12 protein-coding genes are annotated in these 17,298 nt (G+C 73.4%); 9 read left to right on the top strand and 3 right to left on the bottom strand.

Features of this window, described 5'->3' with window-relative positions; all coding sequences use genetic code 11:
• Positions 1–65 precede the first annotated feature (65 nt).
• The 3 genes from CFLA_RS15410 (at position 66) to CFLA_RS15400 (ending at position 4,821) form a co-directional block, all read left to right on the top strand.
• The gene (locus tag CFLA_RS15410; RefSeq protein ID WP_013118263.1) at positions 66–2,495 is read left to right on the top strand and encodes a beta-xylosidase/alpha-l-arabinosidase; all 2,430 of its coding nucleotides are present in this window, start codon (positions 66–68) and stop codon (positions 2,493–2,495) included.
• On the top strand, positions 2,492–4,039 hold the full coding sequence (locus CFLA_RS15405; RefSeq protein ID WP_013118262.1) for a glycoside hydrolase family 43 protein: 1,548 nt from the start codon (positions 2,492–2,494) through the stop codon (positions 4,037–4,039). Before CFLA_RS15410 ends, CFLA_RS15405 begins: the two co-directional genes overlap by 4 nt.
• A gap of 245 nt (positions 4,040–4,284) precedes the next feature.
• Entirely contained in the window at positions 4,285–4,821 is a 537-nt protein-coding gene (locus CFLA_RS15400) for a GNAT family N-acetyltransferase (RefSeq protein WP_013118261.1), read from the top strand.
• 76 nt (positions 4,822–4,897) lie between these two features.
• On the opposite strand, the gene CFLA_RS15395 is transcribed toward CFLA_RS15400, so the two are convergent.
• Entirely contained in the window at positions 4,898–6,172 is a 1,275-nt protein-coding gene (locus CFLA_RS15395; protein WP_043599143.1) for a hypothetical protein, read from the bottom strand.
• Between the two features lie 373 nt (positions 6,173–6,545).
• Between CFLA_RS15395 and idi the strand changes: the two genes are divergently transcribed.
• Positions 6,546–7,088, top strand: a complete 543-nt coding sequence (idi, locus tag CFLA_RS15390; RefSeq protein WP_013118259.1) for an isopentenyl-diphosphate Delta-isomerase — start codon at positions 6,546–6,548, stop codon at positions 7,086–7,088.
• Between the two features lie 97 nt (positions 7,089–7,185).
• On the opposite strand, the gene CFLA_RS15385 is transcribed toward idi, so the two are convergent.
• Positions 7,186–8,334 carry a hypothetical protein gene (locus CFLA_RS15385; protein ID WP_013118258.1) on the bottom strand — a complete coding sequence of 383 codons (1,149 nt, stop codon included), beginning with the start codon at positions 8,332–8,334 and terminating at the stop codon, positions 7,186–7,188.
• Between the two features lie 159 nt (positions 8,335–8,493).
• Positions 8,494–10,818, bottom strand: a complete 2,325-nt coding sequence (locus tag CFLA_RS15380; RefSeq protein WP_013118257.1) for a rhamnogalacturonan lyase family protein — start codon at positions 10,816–10,818, stop codon at positions 8,494–8,496.
• Between the two features lie 227 nt (positions 10,819–11,045).
• On the opposite strand from CFLA_RS15380, the gene CFLA_RS15375 reads away from it, so the two are divergent.
• The 5 genes from CFLA_RS15375 to CFLA_RS15355 all read left to right on the top strand — a co-directional run bounded on the left by CFLA_RS15375 (position 11,046) and on the right by CFLA_RS15355 (position 17,146).
• Positions 11,046–12,125 (top strand): LacI family DNA-binding transcriptional regulator, encoded by a 1,080-nt coding sequence (locus tag CFLA_RS15375; RefSeq protein WP_013118256.1) that lies wholly within the window; start codon positions 11,046–11,048, stop codon positions 12,123–12,125.
• 213 nt (positions 12,126–12,338) lie between these two features.
• The gene (locus tag CFLA_RS15370) at positions 12,339–13,325 is read left to right on the top strand and encodes an ABC transporter substrate-binding protein (RefSeq protein ID WP_013118255.1); all 987 of its coding nucleotides are present in this window, start codon (positions 12,339–12,341) and stop codon (positions 13,323–13,325) included.
• A gap of 73 nt (positions 13,326–13,398) precedes the next feature.
• The gene (locus CFLA_RS15365; protein ID WP_013118254.1) at positions 13,399–14,988 is read left to right on the top strand and encodes a sugar ABC transporter ATP-binding protein; all 1,590 of its coding nucleotides are present in this window, start codon (positions 13,399–13,401) and stop codon (positions 14,986–14,988) included.
• On the top strand, positions 14,985–16,100 hold the full coding sequence (locus tag CFLA_RS15360; RefSeq protein ID WP_013118253.1) for an ABC transporter permease: 1,116 nt from the start codon (positions 14,985–14,987) through the stop codon (positions 16,098–16,100). The genes CFLA_RS15365 and CFLA_RS15360 overlap by 4 nt, the downstream gene beginning before the upstream one ends.
• Positions 16,097–17,146, top strand: coding sequence for an ABC transporter permease subunit (locus tag CFLA_RS15355; RefSeq protein WP_013118252.1), 1,050 nt, complete (start codon positions 16,097–16,099; stop codon positions 17,144–17,146). Before CFLA_RS15360 ends, CFLA_RS15355 begins: the two co-directional genes overlap by 4 nt.
• The last annotated feature ends 152 nt before the right edge of the window (positions 17,147–17,298 follow it).

Here is a 17,298-nt window from a genome sequence, read left to right as displayed (position 1 = left end):
CCGCCCGCACCCCGGGCGGCCGCGGACCGTCGTCCACACCGCACTCGTCGAAGGAGCACCACCCCGTGACCGAGACCCTCGGCACCGCCGCCCAGCCCGCGGCCCCGTCGGACGCCCTGCCGCCCGTCCTGCCCGTCGTCTCCCAGCGGGTCCGTGACCTGCACGCGCGCATGACGCTCGAGGAGAAGCTGGCCCAGCTGGTCGGCTACTGGTTGGACCAGAACGGCACCGTCGCCCCGATGCAGTCGGAGATGGCCGCCGGCCAGAAGGGCTCCGACGAGCTCGCGGAGATCACGCGGCACGGCCTGGGCCACTACACGCGCGTCTACGGCACGCGCCCGGTCGACCCGGCCGAGCGCGCCGCGTGGCTGTGGGCCGAGCAGCGCCGGCTCAAGCGCGAGACGCGCCTGGGCATCCCGGCGCTGGTGCACGAGGAGTGCCTCACGGGCCTCGCCGCCTGGAAGGCGGCGAGCTACCCGACGCCGCTCGCGTGGGGCGCGTCGTTCGACCCCGAGCTCGTCCACGCCGCCGCGCGCGCGATCGGCGACTCGATGCGCGAGCTCGGCATCCACCAGGGCCTCGCGCCCGTCCTCGACGTCGTCGGCGACCCCCGCTGGGGCCGCGTCGACGAGTGCATCGGGGAGGACCCGTACCTCGTCGGGACCGTCGGCACGGCGTACGTGCGCGGTCTGCAGGAGGCCGGCGTCCACGCGACGCTCAAGCACTTCGTCGGGTACTCCGCGTCCGCCGCGGGCCGTAACCACGCGCCCGTGCACGCGGGCCCGCGCGAGCTCGCCGAGATCTACCTCCCGCCGTTCGAGATGGCCGTGCGCGACGGCGGCGTCCGCTCGGTGATGAACTCCTACGCGGACGTCGACGGCGTGCCCGTCGCGGCCGACCCGCACTACCTCACCGAGGTGCTGCGCGAGCAGTGGGGCTTCGACGGCGTCGTCGTCGCCGACTACTTCGCGGTCGCGTTCCTGCAGGTCATGCACCAGGTCGCGGCCGACCGCGGCGAGGCGGCAGCGCTCGCGCTGGCCGCGGGCCTGGACATCGAGCTGCCGACGGGCGACGCGTTCCTCGCGCCGCTGGCCGAGCGCGTGCGCGCCGGGCTGACCGACGAGGCCCTCGTCGACCGGGCCGTGCTGCGCGCGCTGGCGCAGAAGGAGGAGCTCGGGCTGCTCGACGCCGACGCGTTCGAGGACGAGCCGCCCGCGCACGTCGACCTGGACTCCCCGCGGCACCGCGAGCTCGCCCGCAAGCTGGCCGAGGAGTCGGTCGTGCTGCTGTCGAACGACGGCGTGCTGCCGCTGGCTCCGGGGCGGCGCGTCGCCGTCGTCGGCCCCAACGCCGCGCGGCCCGAGGCGCTCATGGGCTGCTACTCGTTCGCCAACCACGTGCTGGCGCACCACCCGGGCCTGCCGCTGGGCTTCGAGATCCGCAGCGTGCACGAGGCGCTCGCCGCGGCCGTGCCCGGCGTCACGTACGTCGAGGGCTGCACGGTCGAGGGCGACGACACCGGCGGCTTCGACGCTGCCGTCGCGGCCGCGGCCGACGCGGACGTCGCGGTCGTGGTGGTCGGCGACCAGGCCGGGCTGTTCGGCCGCGGCACGGTGGGCGAGGGCAACGACGTGCAGTCGCTCGAGCTGCCGGGCGTGCAGCGGCAGCTCGTCGAGGCGCTGGTGGCCACGGGGACGCCCGTCGTCATGCTGCTGCTCACCGGCCGCCCGTACGCGATCGGCTGGGCACTCGACGGGCAGGGCGCCAAGCCCGCCGCCGTGCTGCAGGCGTTCTTCCCCGGCGAGGGCGGCGGCGACGCGATCGCCGACCTGCTCACGGGCGTCGCCAACCCGTCCGGGCGTCTGCCCGTCTCGCTGCCGCGCGCCGCGGGCGCGCAGCCGTTCCGCTACCTGCACCCCGTGCTCGGGGGCCCGTCCGACGTCACGTCGACCGACCCGACGCCCGTGCGGCCCTTCGGGTTCGGGCTGTCGTACACGACCTTCGCGTACGACGACCTCGCGGTCGACGAGACGGTCGAGTCGGCCGGCACGTTCACGACGTCCGTCACGGTGACGAACACCGGTGACGTCGACGGCGCCGAGGTCGTGCAGCTCTACGGGCGGGACGTCGTCGCGTCCGTCGTGCGCCCCGTCGTGCAGCTCCTCGGGTACGCGCGCGTCGAGCTCGCCGCGGGGCAGTCCCGCCGCGTGACGTTCCGCGTCCCCACCACGCGCCTCGCGCTGGCCGACCGCCGCCTCGTGCGCGTCGTCGAGCCCGGCGACGTGCAGGTCTGGGTCGCCTCGCACGCGGCCGTCGCCGCGCCGGACGCCCCCACGGACGCCACGGGCGGCGCCATCACCAGCACGCGCGAGCACGAGAAGCGCACACTGCCGGGGCAGAGCACACCGCACGCCGTCCTGCGGGTCACGGGCGCCGTGCACGAGATCACCGCCGAGGACCGGCGGATCGTCGACGTGGAGGTCAACGACGCATGAGCACCGTGACGAACCCGATCCTGCCCGGGTGCTACCCGGACCCGTCGATCTGCCGGGTCGGTGAGGACTACTACCTCGTCACCTCGACGTTCGAGTACCTCCCGGGCCTGCCCGTGCTGCACAGCCGCGACCTGGTGACCTGGGAGACGATCGGGCACGTCGTGCACCGCCCCGGGCAGCTGGACTACACGGGGATCGCGTCGTCCGGCGGGCTGTACGCGCCGACGATCCGCCACCACGACGGGCTGTTCTGGGTCATCTGCACGCTCGTGGGGCAGCCGCAGGGCAACCCGGGCGGCAACTTCCTCATGACCGCGACGGACCCCGCCGGTCCCTGGTCGGACCCCATGTGGCTCGACGCGGACGGCATCGACCCGTCGATCTTCTTCGACGACGACGGCCGCATCTGGGTGCACGGCACGCGACTGGCCCGCGAACCCGAGTGGTTCCACCAGACGGAGGTGTGGATCCGCGAGCTCGACCCGGAGACGAAGAAGCTCACCGGGCCGGAGCACGTCGTGTGGTCCGGAGCGGTCAAGGGCGCCGTGTGGGCGGAGGCGCCGCACCTGTACAAGGTCGACGGCACGTACTACCTGATGGCGGCCGAGGCGGGCACGGAGTTCCACCACGCCGAGAGCATCGCGCAGGCCGAGGTCGTCACCGGCCCGTACACCGGCACCCGGGGCAACCCGATCCTCACGCACCGGCACCTGGGCCGGCAGCACCCGGTCGTCGGGGCCGGGCACGCGGACCTCGTCGAGGCCGCCGACGGCTCGTGGTGGGCCGTGCTGCTCGCCATGCGCACCTACGGCGGCTACCACTACCCGCTGGGCCGTGAGACGTTCCTCGTGCCCGTCGTGTGGGAGGACGGGTGGCCGGTGTTCGCCCCGGGCGTCGGCAAGGTCCCCGACGAGGTCGAGGTGCCGTTCGCGACGGGCCCGGCGCGCGGGAGCGCGCAGGGACTGGCGTCGGGGGTCGTCGCGCCGGACGACCTGCGGTGGACCGCGGTGCGGGCCCTGCCCGCCGAGGTCGCGACGCCCGCCGGCCAGGGCTGGGACCTGCCGCTGCGCGCCGCGACGCTCGACTCGCTGGAGGTGCCCGCCTTCCTGGGCGTCCGCCTGCAGCACACCCACGCGGACTTCCTGGCGCGCGTGACCGTGGACCTCGCCGTGGGCGAGGAGGTCGGGGTCGTCGTCCGGCAGTCCGAGAAGGACCACGCGCGCCTCGCGGTGACGCGTGGCGGGACCGGCCTCGTGGCCCGCGCGGTGCACCGGCAGCGGGACGAGGACCGCGAGGTCGGCTCGGCACCCGTTGCCGACGGCCCGCTGACGCTCGCCGTGCGGGCCCGCGGTGTCGACCTCGAGCTGCTCGTCGCGTCGGGCGACGCCGAGCCCGTCGTCGTCGGCACGGTCCCCGCGACCGACCTCGACACCGTGGCCACCGGCGGCTTCCTCGGCCTCTGGCTCGGCGTCTACGCCACGAGCGACGGCGCGGAGACGAGCACGGTCGCCCACGTCGAGGTCACCTACACCCCGGCGTCCTGACACCCCGCCTCCGGGCCGCGGGCAGGGCTGGATCGCCCTCTCACCACGAGAGGCCGATCCAGCCCGTCCGCCGTCCCGTCCCTGGGGCGCGAGAGAGCAATCCAGCCCGTGCCCGCCCAAGGTGCGTGCCCGCCCGAGGTGCGTGAGAGGGCAACTCGGCCCGACGCCACCACCAGGTGCGTGAGAGAGCACTCCCGCCACGTCGGCGTGCGGACCGACCGGAGCCGGCCCAGGAGGATGGCGGCATGAGCTACCCGCGGACGACCCGCCCGATCACTCTCGACGACGTCCCCGCACTCGTGGACGTCGTCGTCGCGAACCGCGCCTTCCTCGCCCCTTGGCAGTCGGTCCGCGAGGACGCGTACTTCACGGCCGCCGGTCAGCGTGACGTGGTCCGCGACGCGATCGACCTCGCCGGGCGCGGCCTGGGTCGCGTGCACGTGATCCTCGACGAGGGTCGGGTGGTGGGCCGGGCGACCCTGTCCGGCGTGGTCCGCGGAGCGCTGCAGTCGTGCGCGCTGGGCTACTGGGTGGCGGAGGACCGCAACGGCCGCGGTCTGGCGACGCGCGCGGTCGCGGAGATGCTGGACGTCGCGTTCACCGAGCTCGGCCTGCACCGCGTCCAGGCGGAGACGCTGCTGCACAACGTCGCGTCCCAGCGGGTGCTCGAGCGCAACGGCTTCGTGCGGTACGGCACGGCGCCGCAGTACCTCCGCATCGCCGGCACCTGGCAGGACCACGCGATGTTCCAGGTCCTGAACCCGGCGACCGTGTCGGAGTGACGACGGCCGGATCGCCGTCCGCCGGACGGGGCCAGAGCGATCCAGTCCCGCCCTGGGCGCGCGAGGCCCCGTCCGATCACGGGCCGATCAGGTAGACCACCGCGGGAAGTGCGACCAGAAGGATGAACGGCACCGTCCAGGACCACAGACGTCGTCCACGGGAGACGGGCTCCGGGCCGAGTCCCGTGCGTCCGCGCACCGCGTGATCCGGGTGGAGGTCGCCTGTCAGCCGGCCCCAGGGCCACGCGGCCAAGGCGCCGGCGTGCACCACCGGGTTCCCGGGATCGCGCGTTCCGCTGTCGACGTCGGAGCGCACGCTCCGCAGGTCGAGCCGGACGACGGCGAGGGCCGCACCACGCAGGAGGGGGCGCCTGCCGTCCGGCCCCCGGGACACGACCGAGAGCGTGAGGCACGCCGTCGTCCCGAGCACCACTGCGCTCGCGGCCACAGCCGCGAGCACGCCCGCGACTCGTCGGTCCAGCGCACCCAGAGCCGCCCAGGCGGAGAACCACGCCCACGCCCAGAGGACGAAGCCGAGCAGGACCCAGGCGAGAGCGAACGCCGCGACCACCAGGGAGTCCCGTGTCGCCGCCATGTACGCCGCCATGGTGAAGACCCCCACTCCTGCGGCCAGGACGACCGTGACCGACCCGGCCGCGGACGGTGCCGTCCAGCCCGCCGCCGATGCCGCCCACGCGAGGCCGACCGGCGCTCCCAGCACCAGCAGGTCCTGGACGTGCTCAGCCGTGGACGACGACCGACGCGCGGCGAGGGCGCTCTGCGCGTCCTCCAGACGCTCGAGCCGGACCTGGCGGCGCGCGCGGATGCGCAGCGTGACCTCGTCGGGGTCCGATGCCAGCTCGGCGGCGTCGGCGGCGAAGAACGACACGAGGAGGGCGCCGACGAGGGGCCCGCCGACCCCGGCGACGTCGAGGACGCGCGGCGCGTCGGCCAGGTGCGGGCGGACGGCGGCGATCGCCGTGAGCCACGACAGGAAGACGAGCAACCTCGCCACGTTCTCCAGGAGCAGGGTGCGCCCGGCGAGCTCGACGTCGGACGCTACGGGCAGGCCGCTCGACGGTCTCGTGACCCGGTCGGTGCTCACTGCGACCTGGAGTGCGATCGACAGCACCACCAGGAACGAGAGGACGGCGATGGCCGTGTCGGAGCTCGGCGCGGGAAGGAGCACCGTCACGGACTCGCCTCGTGGAACGGCACGGCTGGACAGCGCAACCAGGGCCTCGACAAGGACGACGGTCAAGGTGGCCGACAGCAACCCGACCGCGATGAGCCGCCGGATCCTGCGCCAGAACGCGTCGTAGGCGTCGAGGACCTTGCGTGTCTCTGCCACGGGGTCGACGGGTGTCGCGTCGGCGACGGGGTGGGCTGCCGCTGCCAGTCCACGCGCAGGCTGTGGCGCGGTCGCAGGTGCGACCGTCGTCCCACCGCCCAGCCGTGCGAGCAGTCCCCTGACACCTCGAGCCATCGCCTGCCCCCGTCGTGCGTTTGTCGGTACGAGACTCCCACGGAGGTCCGACACCTGTGTCGGTCGAGCTCGCCGCCCCGCGCGAGGATCGCGTACGGCGGCTGCGGATCGTCTCCCGAGACGGGAGCCTCGACTTGCCCCCGGCGCGCGGACCAGGGACGGTAGGCCTCTGCCGCTCGACGGTTCCTCTGTCGTGCACCACGCGGGCCACCGGGCCCGGACCCGTCAGGAGGACCCGATGGCCGAGACGGACCTGGTCGAGCTCGTCGACGAGCACGGCCGCGCGATGGGTGAGACGACCGTCGGCGCGGCCCACGCGGCCCCCGGGCGCCTGCACCGCGCGTTCTCCGTCGTGCTCACCCGCCCCGACGGGCGGATCCTGCTGCAGCGCCGCGCCGAGGCCAAGCTGCGGTTCCCCGGCCTGTGGACCAACTCGTGCTGCGGCCACCCCCTGCCCGGGTCCGACGTGCGGGAGCGCGCCGCACTGCGCGTGCGCGAGGAGCTGGGCGTCGAGCTCGTCGACGCGCGCGAGGTCGGCACGTTCCGCTACCGCGCGGCCGACGCCACGTCCGGGCATGTCGAGCGGGAGCACGACCACGTCATCGTGGGCAGCTGCACGGGCGAGCTCGCACCCGACCCCGCGGAGGTCGCCGAGACGGCCTGGGTCACCACCGAGCGCGCGCACGAGCTCGTCGCCGCCGGTGAGGTCACCCCGTGGTTCGCCGACGTCCTGCGCCTGCTCGAGGCGTCCCGCACTGCCGAGCCCGCCCCCACCCCCTGACCCCCGCCGCACACCCCTCCTCGCCGAGCGCGGTACTCGTTTCCCCTGCGCTCGGCGAACGACTACCGCGCTCGGTGACGAGGGTGCGTGCGCGGGGTCAGTGCGCGGCCGTCGTCCACCAGGTCGATGGGTCCGGGTCGAACGTCGTGCGGACGCCCGACGGGCTCCCGGCGAGCAGCGCGCCCGTCGTCGTGTGGACCAGGCGCACGCGCGACCCCTCCCGCCACGGGCCGGCGCCGTCGACGACGACGCGCCAGGCGTCGGGCGCCTCGGTGGTGCCGAGGGTCGACGGGCCGTCGACGGGGACCGGCGTCCCGTCGACGCGGGGCGGTGGGCTGTCGACGAGGCGCGGTGTGCCGTCGACGACGCCGAGCGACAGGGGCGCCGTCCCGTCGTCCCCGTCGGGCCCCGGCGTGCCGATTGGCACGAGCCGCACGACCGCCCCGTCGGTCAGCAGCCCTCCCCGGCCGGACTCCGGCGCCCACGTCGTCGTACCCGCCGCCGCCAGCACCGGGACGCCGCCGGCGACGACCAGCAGGCTGCCCGTCGCGACGTGCGCGAGAGCCAGCGGTGCCCCGGACCGGACGCGCGCCGTGGGGCGCCGTGACGCGCTGGGCAGCGGTGGCGGGGTGCGCCGGGCGTAGGAGTGGTGGAAGAAGCCCCGCCACAGCCGCCCGTTGCTCGCCCGCCAGCCCTCCGGCGTCTCGACGAGCGTGACCTCGCGACGCGGAGTGTTGGGGTCGAGCAGCGTGAGGACGAGCCCGCCCTCGGCATCGCGCCGGAACCCCGTCGCGACGACCTGGTGGTTGTCGCCCGCGCGCAGCAGGTTCGTCGCGACCACGAGCCCGAGCACCACCGGGCGCCCCTGCGCGAGCGCGCGCAGCACGCCCGGCAGCTGGCGGCGCGTGAGCGTCCGCACGCCGCGGACCGGCCCGAGGTCGCGGTCCGGCAGCACCGACCACGCGAGGAAGCGCAGCGCCGACAGCGTCCGGAACGAGTCGAGCTGCCGCGCCTTGAGATGGTCGGCGACGACGTGGCCGTCGGGCGGCACCGTGCCGGGTGCGAAGAGCGCCGGCGGCCACACCGGCACGTCCTGGCCGGCGGCGAGGTGGTCGAGCACCGAGAACGACATGCCGCCGCAGCGGCCGGCCGTGCGCAGCGGCTTGCCGTTCGGCAGCGTGACGACCACGTTGACGAACCTGTTCGCGAACGCGTACGCCGCCCGTGCAGGGTCGATGTCGCCCACGTCGCCTCCCGTCGCTCCGTCGCACACCTTCACACAGAAGAGCGGGCGACGCGGGTCGACGTACCCGCGTCGGCCCGGTCACGCGAGGAGCGTGGCCGGAGGGCGCGCTCGTGCCCGGGAGGGAGTCCGTCGGGCGCGAGCGCGCGCTCCGGCCACGGGTCAGCGGACGTACAGGCGTTGCTGCGGCGGGGCCGTGAACGGGTCACCCAAGGCGAACGACGGGTGCGGGGGCTGGTTGTAGGCGGTGTTCTGCCAGGCCAGCGCGACGCGGTACGTCGGGTCGTGCAGCAGCGTCGGCACCCGCAGGTCGGTGCGGTGCGGCGTCACGTAGATCCGCAGCGCGCCCTCGTCGGACCGCGCCCAGACCACCTCCTCGCGCCAGTCGCCGAGGATGTCGCCGGACAGCACGGGCGTGGCCTTGGTGCCGTTGTTCGACCGCACGTCGGCACCGGTCAGCAGGCGCGTCTCGCCGCTGGGCCCGTACTTGTCGATCTTCGTCTGGTCGAGCAGCTCGCGGACCGGGTCGCCGTCCCACCAGGCGAGGAAGTTCGCGGACGACGGCTTGCGGCCGACCGACTGCCCCGTCGCGGCGCTGCGCAGGTCGTTCTCGGCGGACGACCATGCCTCGGCGCCCGCGCTGCCGGCCCAGACGTCACCGGCCACCCCGCGGCCGTTGTCGGCGCCCGTGCCGCTGCGCCACAGCGTCTGGCCGGTGCGCGCGTCGGCCACCCACATGTTGGGCTGCGACTTGTCCTCGGTGACCTTGAAGTACTCCAGGCCGGAGCGCCACGGCACGAGGTCGCCGACGTGCCCGGCGTCGCCGTGGCCCGTGCCGTTGACCCACAGGCCGCGCCCGTCGTCGTCGATCACCGACGCCCCGTACACGACCTCGTCGCGCCCGTCGCCGTCGACGTCCGCGACGGACAGCGAGTGGTTGCCCTGCCCGGCGTACGCGGAGTTGCCGGGCGTGGAGCTGTTCGAGTCGAACGTCCACCGGCGCGTGAGCTGTCCGTTGCGGAAGTCCCACGCGGACACCACGGTGCGCGTGTAGTAGCCGCGCGCCATCACGATCGACGGCCGCTGCCCGTCGACGTACGCGGTGCCCGCGAGGAACCGGTCGACGCGGTTGCCGTAGCTGTCGCCCCACGCGGAGACGGTCCCGCGCGGCGGGACGTAGTCGACGGTCGCGGCGACGGCGCCGGTGTCACCGCGGAACACGGTGAGGTACTCCGGGCCGGCGAGCACGTAACCCTCGCCGTTGCGGTGGTCGGCCCACGCGTTGCCGATGGTCTCGCCGGTGCCCGAGCGCGTGCCGTCGGCCGTCTTCACGACGACCTCGGCCTTGCCGTCGCCGTCGTAGTCGTACACCTGGAACTGCGTGTAGTGCGCCCCGGCGCGGATGTTGCGGCCCAGGTCGATGCGCCACAGCCGCTGCCCCTCGAGGGTCACGCCGTCGAGGTAGACGTTGCCGGTGTACCCGGCCTGGCTGTTGTCCTTGGCGTCGGTCGGGTCCCACTTGAGGACGACGTCGAGGTCGCCGTCGCCGTCGAGGTCGCCGACGGACCCGTCGTTGATGACGTGGTTCGACGACGGCCGCTGGACGGGCACGTCGAGGTAGCCATTCGGGAGGTTCCGCGACGTCGCGGAGGGTGCCTGCTCACCGCCCGCCGTGACGGCCCGGACGGTGTACCGCGCGCCGGCGGACGCACCGTCGTCGAGGTAGTTGGTCGATCCCGTCACCGGCGACGACGTGATGCGCGCGCCGTCGCGGTAGACGTGGAAACCCGTGCCGCGGTCCTCGTAGCCCAGGAGGCGCCACTGCACGAGGTTGCCGCTGCCGGAGCGCACGGACACCAGGCCGCGGTCGAGGTCCTCGACCTGGCGCGCGCCCGCGACGGGCGTCGTCGGCACCGGGTCCGGGACGACCACGGGCGTGGGGCTGGGCGTCGGTGAGGGTGTCGGGCTGGGGGTCGGGCTGGGTGTCGCCGACGGCGTCGTGCCGGGCGTCGCCGACGGGGTGGCGCTCGGCGTGGGGGAGGGCGTCGGGCTGGGGGTCGGCGACGACGGGGGAGCGGTCGACCCGTCGCACGTCGCGCCGTTGAGCGCGAACGACGTGGGCACGGGGTTGGTGGTGCCGACGGACGTGCCGTTGAACCCGAAGGCGAGCTGCCCGCCGCTGCCGACCTGCGCGTTCCAGCCGGCGTGGGTCACGCTGACCTGCGCGCCGGACTGCGTCGCGGTGCCGTTCCACGCCTGCTGCACGGTCTGCCCGGCGACGAACGTCCACGTGAGGGTCCAGCCGTCCAGCGCGTCACCCAGGTTGGTGACGCGCACGTCCGCACCGAACCCGCCGGGCCACTGGCTCGTGACCGTGTAGGTGACCGAGCACGCGACCGCGGCCGTCGCGGCCGGTGCCGCGGCCAGGGTGCCGAGGGCGGTGGCGGTCGCGGCGGCCGCCGCGAGTGCTGCTGTGCGACGTCGCATGCGTCGGCCTCCGGGGTCGTCGTCGGGGGCGCCGGCCGTGGCAACGTTCACAGTGCCCCGGGCCTCGGTGCCGAGGTGACCGTACGACCGCGGCGTCGCGGACCGCAGCGCGTCGAAGCGTTTCACGCCCGCCGGGACCACCGGTGTCGGCACCGAAAGCGAAACTTGGGCCCAGGAGATGACCTCCGGACGCCCCTCGAAGGGGTTCGACGTGTCACCCTGGGGCGGTGAGCACGCCGCCCCTGACGCCCGCGAGCCCGCGTCCGCGGCCCCCGGCCATCACGGACGTGGCCTCGGCTGCCGGCGTCTCCTACCAGACCGTGTCGCGCGTCATCAACGACCACCCGAACGTCGCGACCGAAACTCGCGAGCGCGTTCTCGACGCGATGCAGCGCCTCGGGTATCGCCGCAACATCGCGGCCCGCGCCCTCAAGACGCGGCGGACGGGTGTGTTCGGCGTCGTGTCCTCGGGCTCGCACCTGTTCGGCCCGACACGCACGCTCGTCGCGATCGAGCAGGCCGCGCGGGCCAAGGGGCTGTTCGTGTCGCTCGCGACGGTCGACCTGCAACGCAAGGACGAGGTCGCGGCGGCGATCGAGCACCTGCTCGACCAGGGGGTCGACGGGATCGTCGTCGTGGCGTCGCACGACGAGGCGGCGGCCGCGGTGCTCGAGTCGGCGACGCAGGTGCCGGTGGTCGTCGCGGGGCGCACGGGCCGCGAGCACGCGCTGGCCGTCGCGATCGACCAGGAGGCGGGCGCGAAGGTCGCCACCAAGCACCTGCTCGACCTCGGGCACCGCGACATCTTGCACCTGGCCGGCCCCGCGCCCTGGGTCGACGCCCGCGCTCGGGCCGTCGGCTTCCGCGAGACGATGGCCGCGGCCGGGCTCGCACCGCGCACGCTGTGGGCCGACGACTGGAGCGCCGAGGTCGGCTACCTCGCGGGGCAGGAGCTGGTCGCGCGCGTGCGCCGGCGGCGCTCGGTGTTGCCGACCGCGATCTTCGCGGCCAACGACCTGCTGGCGCTCGGCATGATGCACGCGCTCGCGGACGCGCGGCTCAAGGTGCCGGACGACGTGTCGGTGGTGGGGTACGACGACGGGGACGGTTCGGCGCACTTCGTGCCGCCGCTGACGACGGTGGCGCAGGAGCTCGAGGAGCTCGGGTACCGCTGCGTCGAGCTGCTGCTGGCGGCTCACGACGGCGTGGCGACGTCGTCGTCGGTGTCGGTGTCGCCGCGGTTGCTGGTGCGCGAGAGCACGGCGCCCCCGCGCAGTCCGGCGCGGGACGTCCTCGAGGCTCGCTGAGCATCGGCGCAGGTGAGGGGCTGGAAGTGATGTGATCGCTCACACGAACGGGTGCATCTCGTCCGTCGAGGCCGTGGCCTGCGACGACGCTCGTGATCGAAACGCAACCAATGTCCGTTGACGTCCCGTGTTGAGAACGTTCACACTCATGCCGTCACGCATCCCTGGAACGGTCGACGAGGACGTCGGCCGCGCTGCTCGAGGAGGAGTTGCATGAAGGGCTTCAACCGCGCACGGACCGGTCTCGCCGGTGCCGTGGCGACGTTCACGATCCTGGCCCTGGCGGCCTGCGGCTCGTCCGGCGACGGCGGCGACGCCGGTGACGGGGGCGAGGGCGGCGACGACCTCATCCGCGTCGGGTTCTCGCAGCTCGGTGCCGAGTCCGGCTGGCGCACGGCCAACACCGAGTCGGTCAAGGCGAGCCTGTCGGAGGAGAACGGCTTCGACCTGACGTTCGTCGACGCGCAGCAGAAGCAGGAGAACCAGATCAAGGCGCTGCGCGACTTCATCGCGCAGGACGTCGACGTCATCGCGTTCTCCCCGGTCATCGAGACCGGCTGGGACGAGGTGCTGCAGGAGATCAAGGACTCCGGCATCCCCGTCGTGCTCGTCGACCGCACGGTCGACACGACGGTCGACGACCCCTACGTCACGTGGATCGGCGCCGACTTCAAGGCCGAGGGCACCACCGCGGGCGAGTGGGTCAAGGAGAACGCACCCGACGCCAAGATCTTCGAGCTCCAGGGCACGCTCGGCTCGGGTGCCCAGGTGGACCGCGAGGAGGGCTTCGGCGAGGTCGTCGGCGACCAGATCATCGGCAAGGCGTCGGGCAACTTCACGCGCGCCGAGGGCAAGACGGCCGTCGAGGCCGCCCTGCAGGCGTACCCGGACATGACGATGATCTTCACGCACAACGACGACATGGGCCTGGGCGCCATCGAGGCCATCGAGGCCGCGGGCAAGAAGCCCGGCGTCGACATCCAGATCGTCTCGGTCGACGGTGTGCGCGACGGCCTGCAGGCGCTCGTCGACAAGAAGTTCAACTACGTCGTCGAGTGCAACCCCGTCTTCGGGGACCAGCTCGCCGAGCTCATCGAGAAGGTCGCCGCGGGCGAGGACGTGCCCAAGGAGACGATCGTCATCGACAAGGCGTTCGACCAGACGATCACGCAGGAGGAGGTCGACGCGCGCGCCTACTGACGCGCCGAGCGACCACCCGCCCGGGCGGCCGGCCACGACCGGCCGCCCGGGCCTGCCCGCAGAGAGGACACCGATGTCCGCAGCCCCCACAGCCCCCGCCGAGACGCCGGCGGACGTCCAGGACGAGCCGACCCCCGTCGTCCGGATGTCGGGCATCTCGATCGCCTTCCCCGGCGTCAAGGCGCTCGACGACGTCGGGTTCCGTCTGTTCCCCGGTGAGGTCCACGCCCTCATGGGCGAGAACGGCGCCGGCAAGTCGACGCTCATCAAGGCGCTCACCGGCGTGTACTCCATCGACTCCGGTCGCATCGAGGTCGACGGTGCCGACCTGCGGTTCGACGGTCCCAGCCAGGCGCAGGCCGCCGGCATCTCGACCGTCTACCAGGAGGTCAACCTCTGCGCGAACCTCACCGTGGCCGAGAACGTCATGCTCGGCCACGAGGTCCGCCGCGGGCCGTTCGTCGACTGGCGCGCCACGCGCCGCCGCGCCGCCGAGTTCCTCGCCCGGCTCAACCTCGACGTCGACCCGCGCTCGATGCTCTCGTCGCACACCATCGCGGTGCAGCAGCTGTGCGCGATCGCCCGCGCGCTGGTCGTCGACGCCAAGGTGCTCATCCTCGACGAGCCGACGTCCAGCCTCGACAACGCCGAGGTGGCCGAGCTGTTCCGCGTCGTGCGGCGGCTCAAGGAGGACGGCGTCGCGGTCCTGTTCGTCTCGCACTTCCTCGACCAGATCTACGAGATCTCCGACCGCGTCACCGTGCTGCGCAACGGCAGGTTCGTCGGCGAGCACCGCATCGAGGACCTGCCGCGGCGCGAGCTCATCGCCGCGATGATCGGCCGCTCCGGTGACGCCCTGGCCGGCATCGAGGAGAAGGCCCGCTCGACCATCACCATCCACTCCGAGAAGGAGACGCCGTTCCTCACGGCGGTGGGGCTCGGCAAGAACGGCTCCGTGCAGCCGTTCGACGTCAACCTCTACGCGGGCGAGATCCTCGGCGTGGCCGGCCTGCTGGGCTCCGGGCGCACCGAGATGGCCCGGCTGCTCGCCGGCGCCGACCGGCCCGACACCGGCGAGGTGCGCGTCCAGAGCGCGCTGACCCGCCTGACGTCGCCGCTCGCCGCGCTCGCCCGCGGCATCGCGTACTCCACCGAGGACCGCAAGAAGGAGGGCATCGTCGGCGACCTCACCGTGCGCGAGAACATCGCGCTCGCGCTGCAGGCCCGCCGCGGCACGTGGCGGCGCATCCCGCGGCGTCAGCTCGACGACGTCGTGGCCCGCTACATCACTGCGCTGCAGATCAACCCGCCGAACCCGAACGCGCTCATCCGCAACCTCTCGGGCGGCAACCAGCAGAAGGTGCTGCTCGCGCGGTGGCTCGCCACCGCGCCGCGCCTGCTGATCCTCGACGAGCCGACGCGCGGCATCGACGTCGGCGCCAAGGCCGAGATCCAGAAGCTCGTCACCGAGCTCGCGCAGGACGGCATGTCCGTCGTGTTCATCTCCTCCGAGCTCGAGGAGGTCCTGCGCCTGAGCCAGCGGCTCGTCGTCATGCGGGACCGCGCCAAGGTCGACGACCTCGTCAACACCGACGACGTCACGACCTCCACGATCCTCGAGACCATCGCCGCGACAGTCCCCCCGAGCGGAGCCCACGCATGACCCCGACCACCCCCGCCGCGGCCCCGCCCGGGCCGTCCCGCGCCGGCGACATCTGGCGCGAGGTGACCCACCACGGCCTGTTCTGGCCCGTCCTCGCGCTGGTCCTGCTGCTCCTCGCGTGCGGCATCGCCAGCCCCGGCTTCCTCGACGTGACCGTGCGCGACGGGCACCTGTTCGGCCAGCTCGTCGACCTGCTGCGCAACAGCGCGACGCCGCTGCTGCTCGCGCTCGGCATGTGCCTCGTCATCGCGACCGGCGGCATCGACCTGTCGGTCGGCGCGGTCATGGCGATCGGCCTGGCGGTGTCGCTCACGTACCTCGACAACGCCGCCGACCCGTCGAACATCGGCACCGTGCTGACCGCGGTGCTGCTGGGGCTCGCGGTCGGCGCCCTGGGCGGGGCGTTCAACGGCGCCATGGTCGCGGGCCTCGGGATCCAGCCGTTCATCGCGACGATGATCCTCATGGTGGCCGGGCGCGGCATCGCGATGCTCATCACCCAGGGTCAGATCACGACCGTGACCAGCCCGCCGTTCAAGACCATCGGGTCCGGGTTCGTGCTCGGCATCCCCACGCCCGTCGTCATCGCGGTCGTCGCGTTCGTCGTCGTCGCGTTCGTCGTGCGGCGCACCGCGCTCGGCATGTTCCTCGAGTCCATCGGGATCAACCGCGAGGCCAGCCGGCTCGCGGGGGTCCGCTCGCGGCAGACCACCTGGACCGTCTACGTGATCGCGGGCCTGCTCGCGGCACTCGCGGGACTCGTCTACGGCGCCCCGACCATGGCGGCCGACGCCAACAACATCGGCCTGATGAAGGAGCTCGACGCGATCATGGTCGTCGTCCTGGGCGGCACCAAGCTCGACGGCGGGCGGTTCTACCTGGGCGGGCTGCTGGTCGGCGCGATGCTGCTGAGCTCGCTCGAGCGGGCCGTCATCATCTTCCAGCTCCCGTCGCAGACCACGCCGCTGTTCAAGGCGCTCGTGCTCATCGTCGTGTGCGTCGTCGCGTCCCCCACGCTGCGCTCGATGCTGCGCGGGAGACGACGTGCGGACCGGGCGCAGACGCCCGCCTCGCCCGTCGAGCCCGCCGACGCCGTGGGGGTGACGGCATGACCACCGACGAGCTGGTCCGCACGCAGGGGACCCCCGACACCGTGGTCCACCGCGCCCGGCGGGCGCTGCGCGGCCTCGACCGCCGCTTCCTGCCCGTGCTGGGCACGGTGCTGACGCTCGCGCTCATGCTGGGCATGGGGCAGCAGCGGTACTCGACCGAGCGCGTCGACTTCATCTCCATGAAGCTGCTGTCGAACCTCCTGGTCGACAACTCCTACCTGCTGGTGCTGGCCGTCGGGATGACGTTCGTCATCCTCACCGGCGGGATCGACCTGTCCGTCGGGGCGGTCGTCGCGCTGGTCGGGCTGTCGATCGCCGAGATGTTCGGCGCGGGGCTGCCCCTGCCGGTCGTCCTGGTCGTGGGCGTGCTCATCGGCACGTCATGCGGCCTGCTCATCGGTGTCATGGTGCAGGTGTTCGACATCCAACCCTTCATCGCGTCGCTCGCCGTGATGTTCCTGGCGCGCGGCCTGGCCAACGTCATCAGCGTGAACTCGCTGAAGATCGACCACCCGGGCTTCTCGGAGCTCGCGGCGTGGAGCCTGAAGTTCGGCGAGGGGCGCCAGCTGTGGCGCATCAACGCGAGCATGCTCGTCGCGCTGGCCGTGCTCGCGATCGCGTTCCTGGTGCTGCACTTCACGCGGTTCGGCCGGTCGGTGTACGGGCTCGGCGCGGGCGACGGGGGAGCGGCCGTCAACCTCATGGGCCTGCGCCCCGCGCGCACCCGCGTCTGGGTGTACGTCATCTCCGGCACGTGCGCTGGCATCGCGGGCGTGCTGTTCGCGCTCTACACCAAGTCCGGGTTCAACCTCACGGGCATCGGCATGGAGCTCGACGCGATCGCGGCCGTCGTCATCGGCGGGACCCTGCTGTCCGGGGGTGTGGGCTTCGTGCTCGGCACCGGCGCGGGCGTGCTCGTCTACGGCCTCATCCAGGTGCTCATCGCCCGCGAGGGGCTGGACTCGTGGTGGACGCGCGTGTTCATCGGCGTCGTGCTGCTGGCCTTCGTCATCCTGCAGCGCGTCCTGGCGGTCCGCCGCCGCTGACGCGGGACGCGCTTGCCCCAGGGACGCGAGACGTCGATCCAGCCCTCGCGCGGTGGGGCTGGATCGACGTCTCGCGGGAGGGGTGTTGGTGAGCCCCTCTTCGTTGGTGAGCCCCTCTTCCCTGGTGCGTGAGCCGTCGTTCCAGCCCCAGG

The organism is Cellulomonas flavigena DSM 20109, from assembly GCF_000092865.1.
GTDB lineage: Bacteria > Actinomycetota > Actinomycetes > Actinomycetales > Cellulomonadaceae > Cellulomonas > Cellulomonas flavigena.
Note: the sequence above shows the minus strand (reverse complement) of the source record. Positions and strands in the feature narration are given on the sequence as shown.

Bases quoted from the DNA above. Each gene is read 5' to 3' on its own strand.
- CFLA_RS15365 (WP_013118254.1), top strand. From the start codon at position 13,399: ATGTCCGCAGCCCCCACAGCCCCCGCCGAGACGCCGGCGGACGTCCAG.
- CFLA_RS15400 (WP_013118261.1), top strand. From the start codon at position 4,285: ATGAGCTACCCGCGGACGACCCGCCCGATCACTCTCGACGACGTCCCC.
- idi (WP_013118259.1), top strand. From the start codon at position 6,546: ATGGCCGAGACGGACCTGGTCGAGCTCGTCGACGAGCACGGCCGCGCG.
- CFLA_RS15355 (WP_013118252.1), top strand. From the start codon at position 16,097: ATGACCACCGACGAGCTGGTCCGCACGCAGGGGACCCCCGACACCGTG.
- CFLA_RS15370 (WP_013118255.1), top strand. From the start codon at position 12,339: ATGAAGGGCTTCAACCGCGCACGGACCGGTCTCGCCGGTGCCGTGGCG.
- CFLA_RS15380 (WP_013118257.1), bottom strand. From the start codon at position 10,818: ATGCGACGTCGCACAGCAGCACTCGCGGCGGCCGCCGCGACCGCCACC.
- CFLA_RS15405 (WP_013118262.1), top strand. From the start codon at position 2,492: ATGAGCACCGTGACGAACCCGATCCTGCCCGGGTGCTACCCGGACCCG.
- CFLA_RS15360 (WP_013118253.1), top strand. From the start codon at position 14,985: ATGACCCCGACCACCCCCGCCGCGGCCCCGCCCGGGCCGTCCCGCGCC.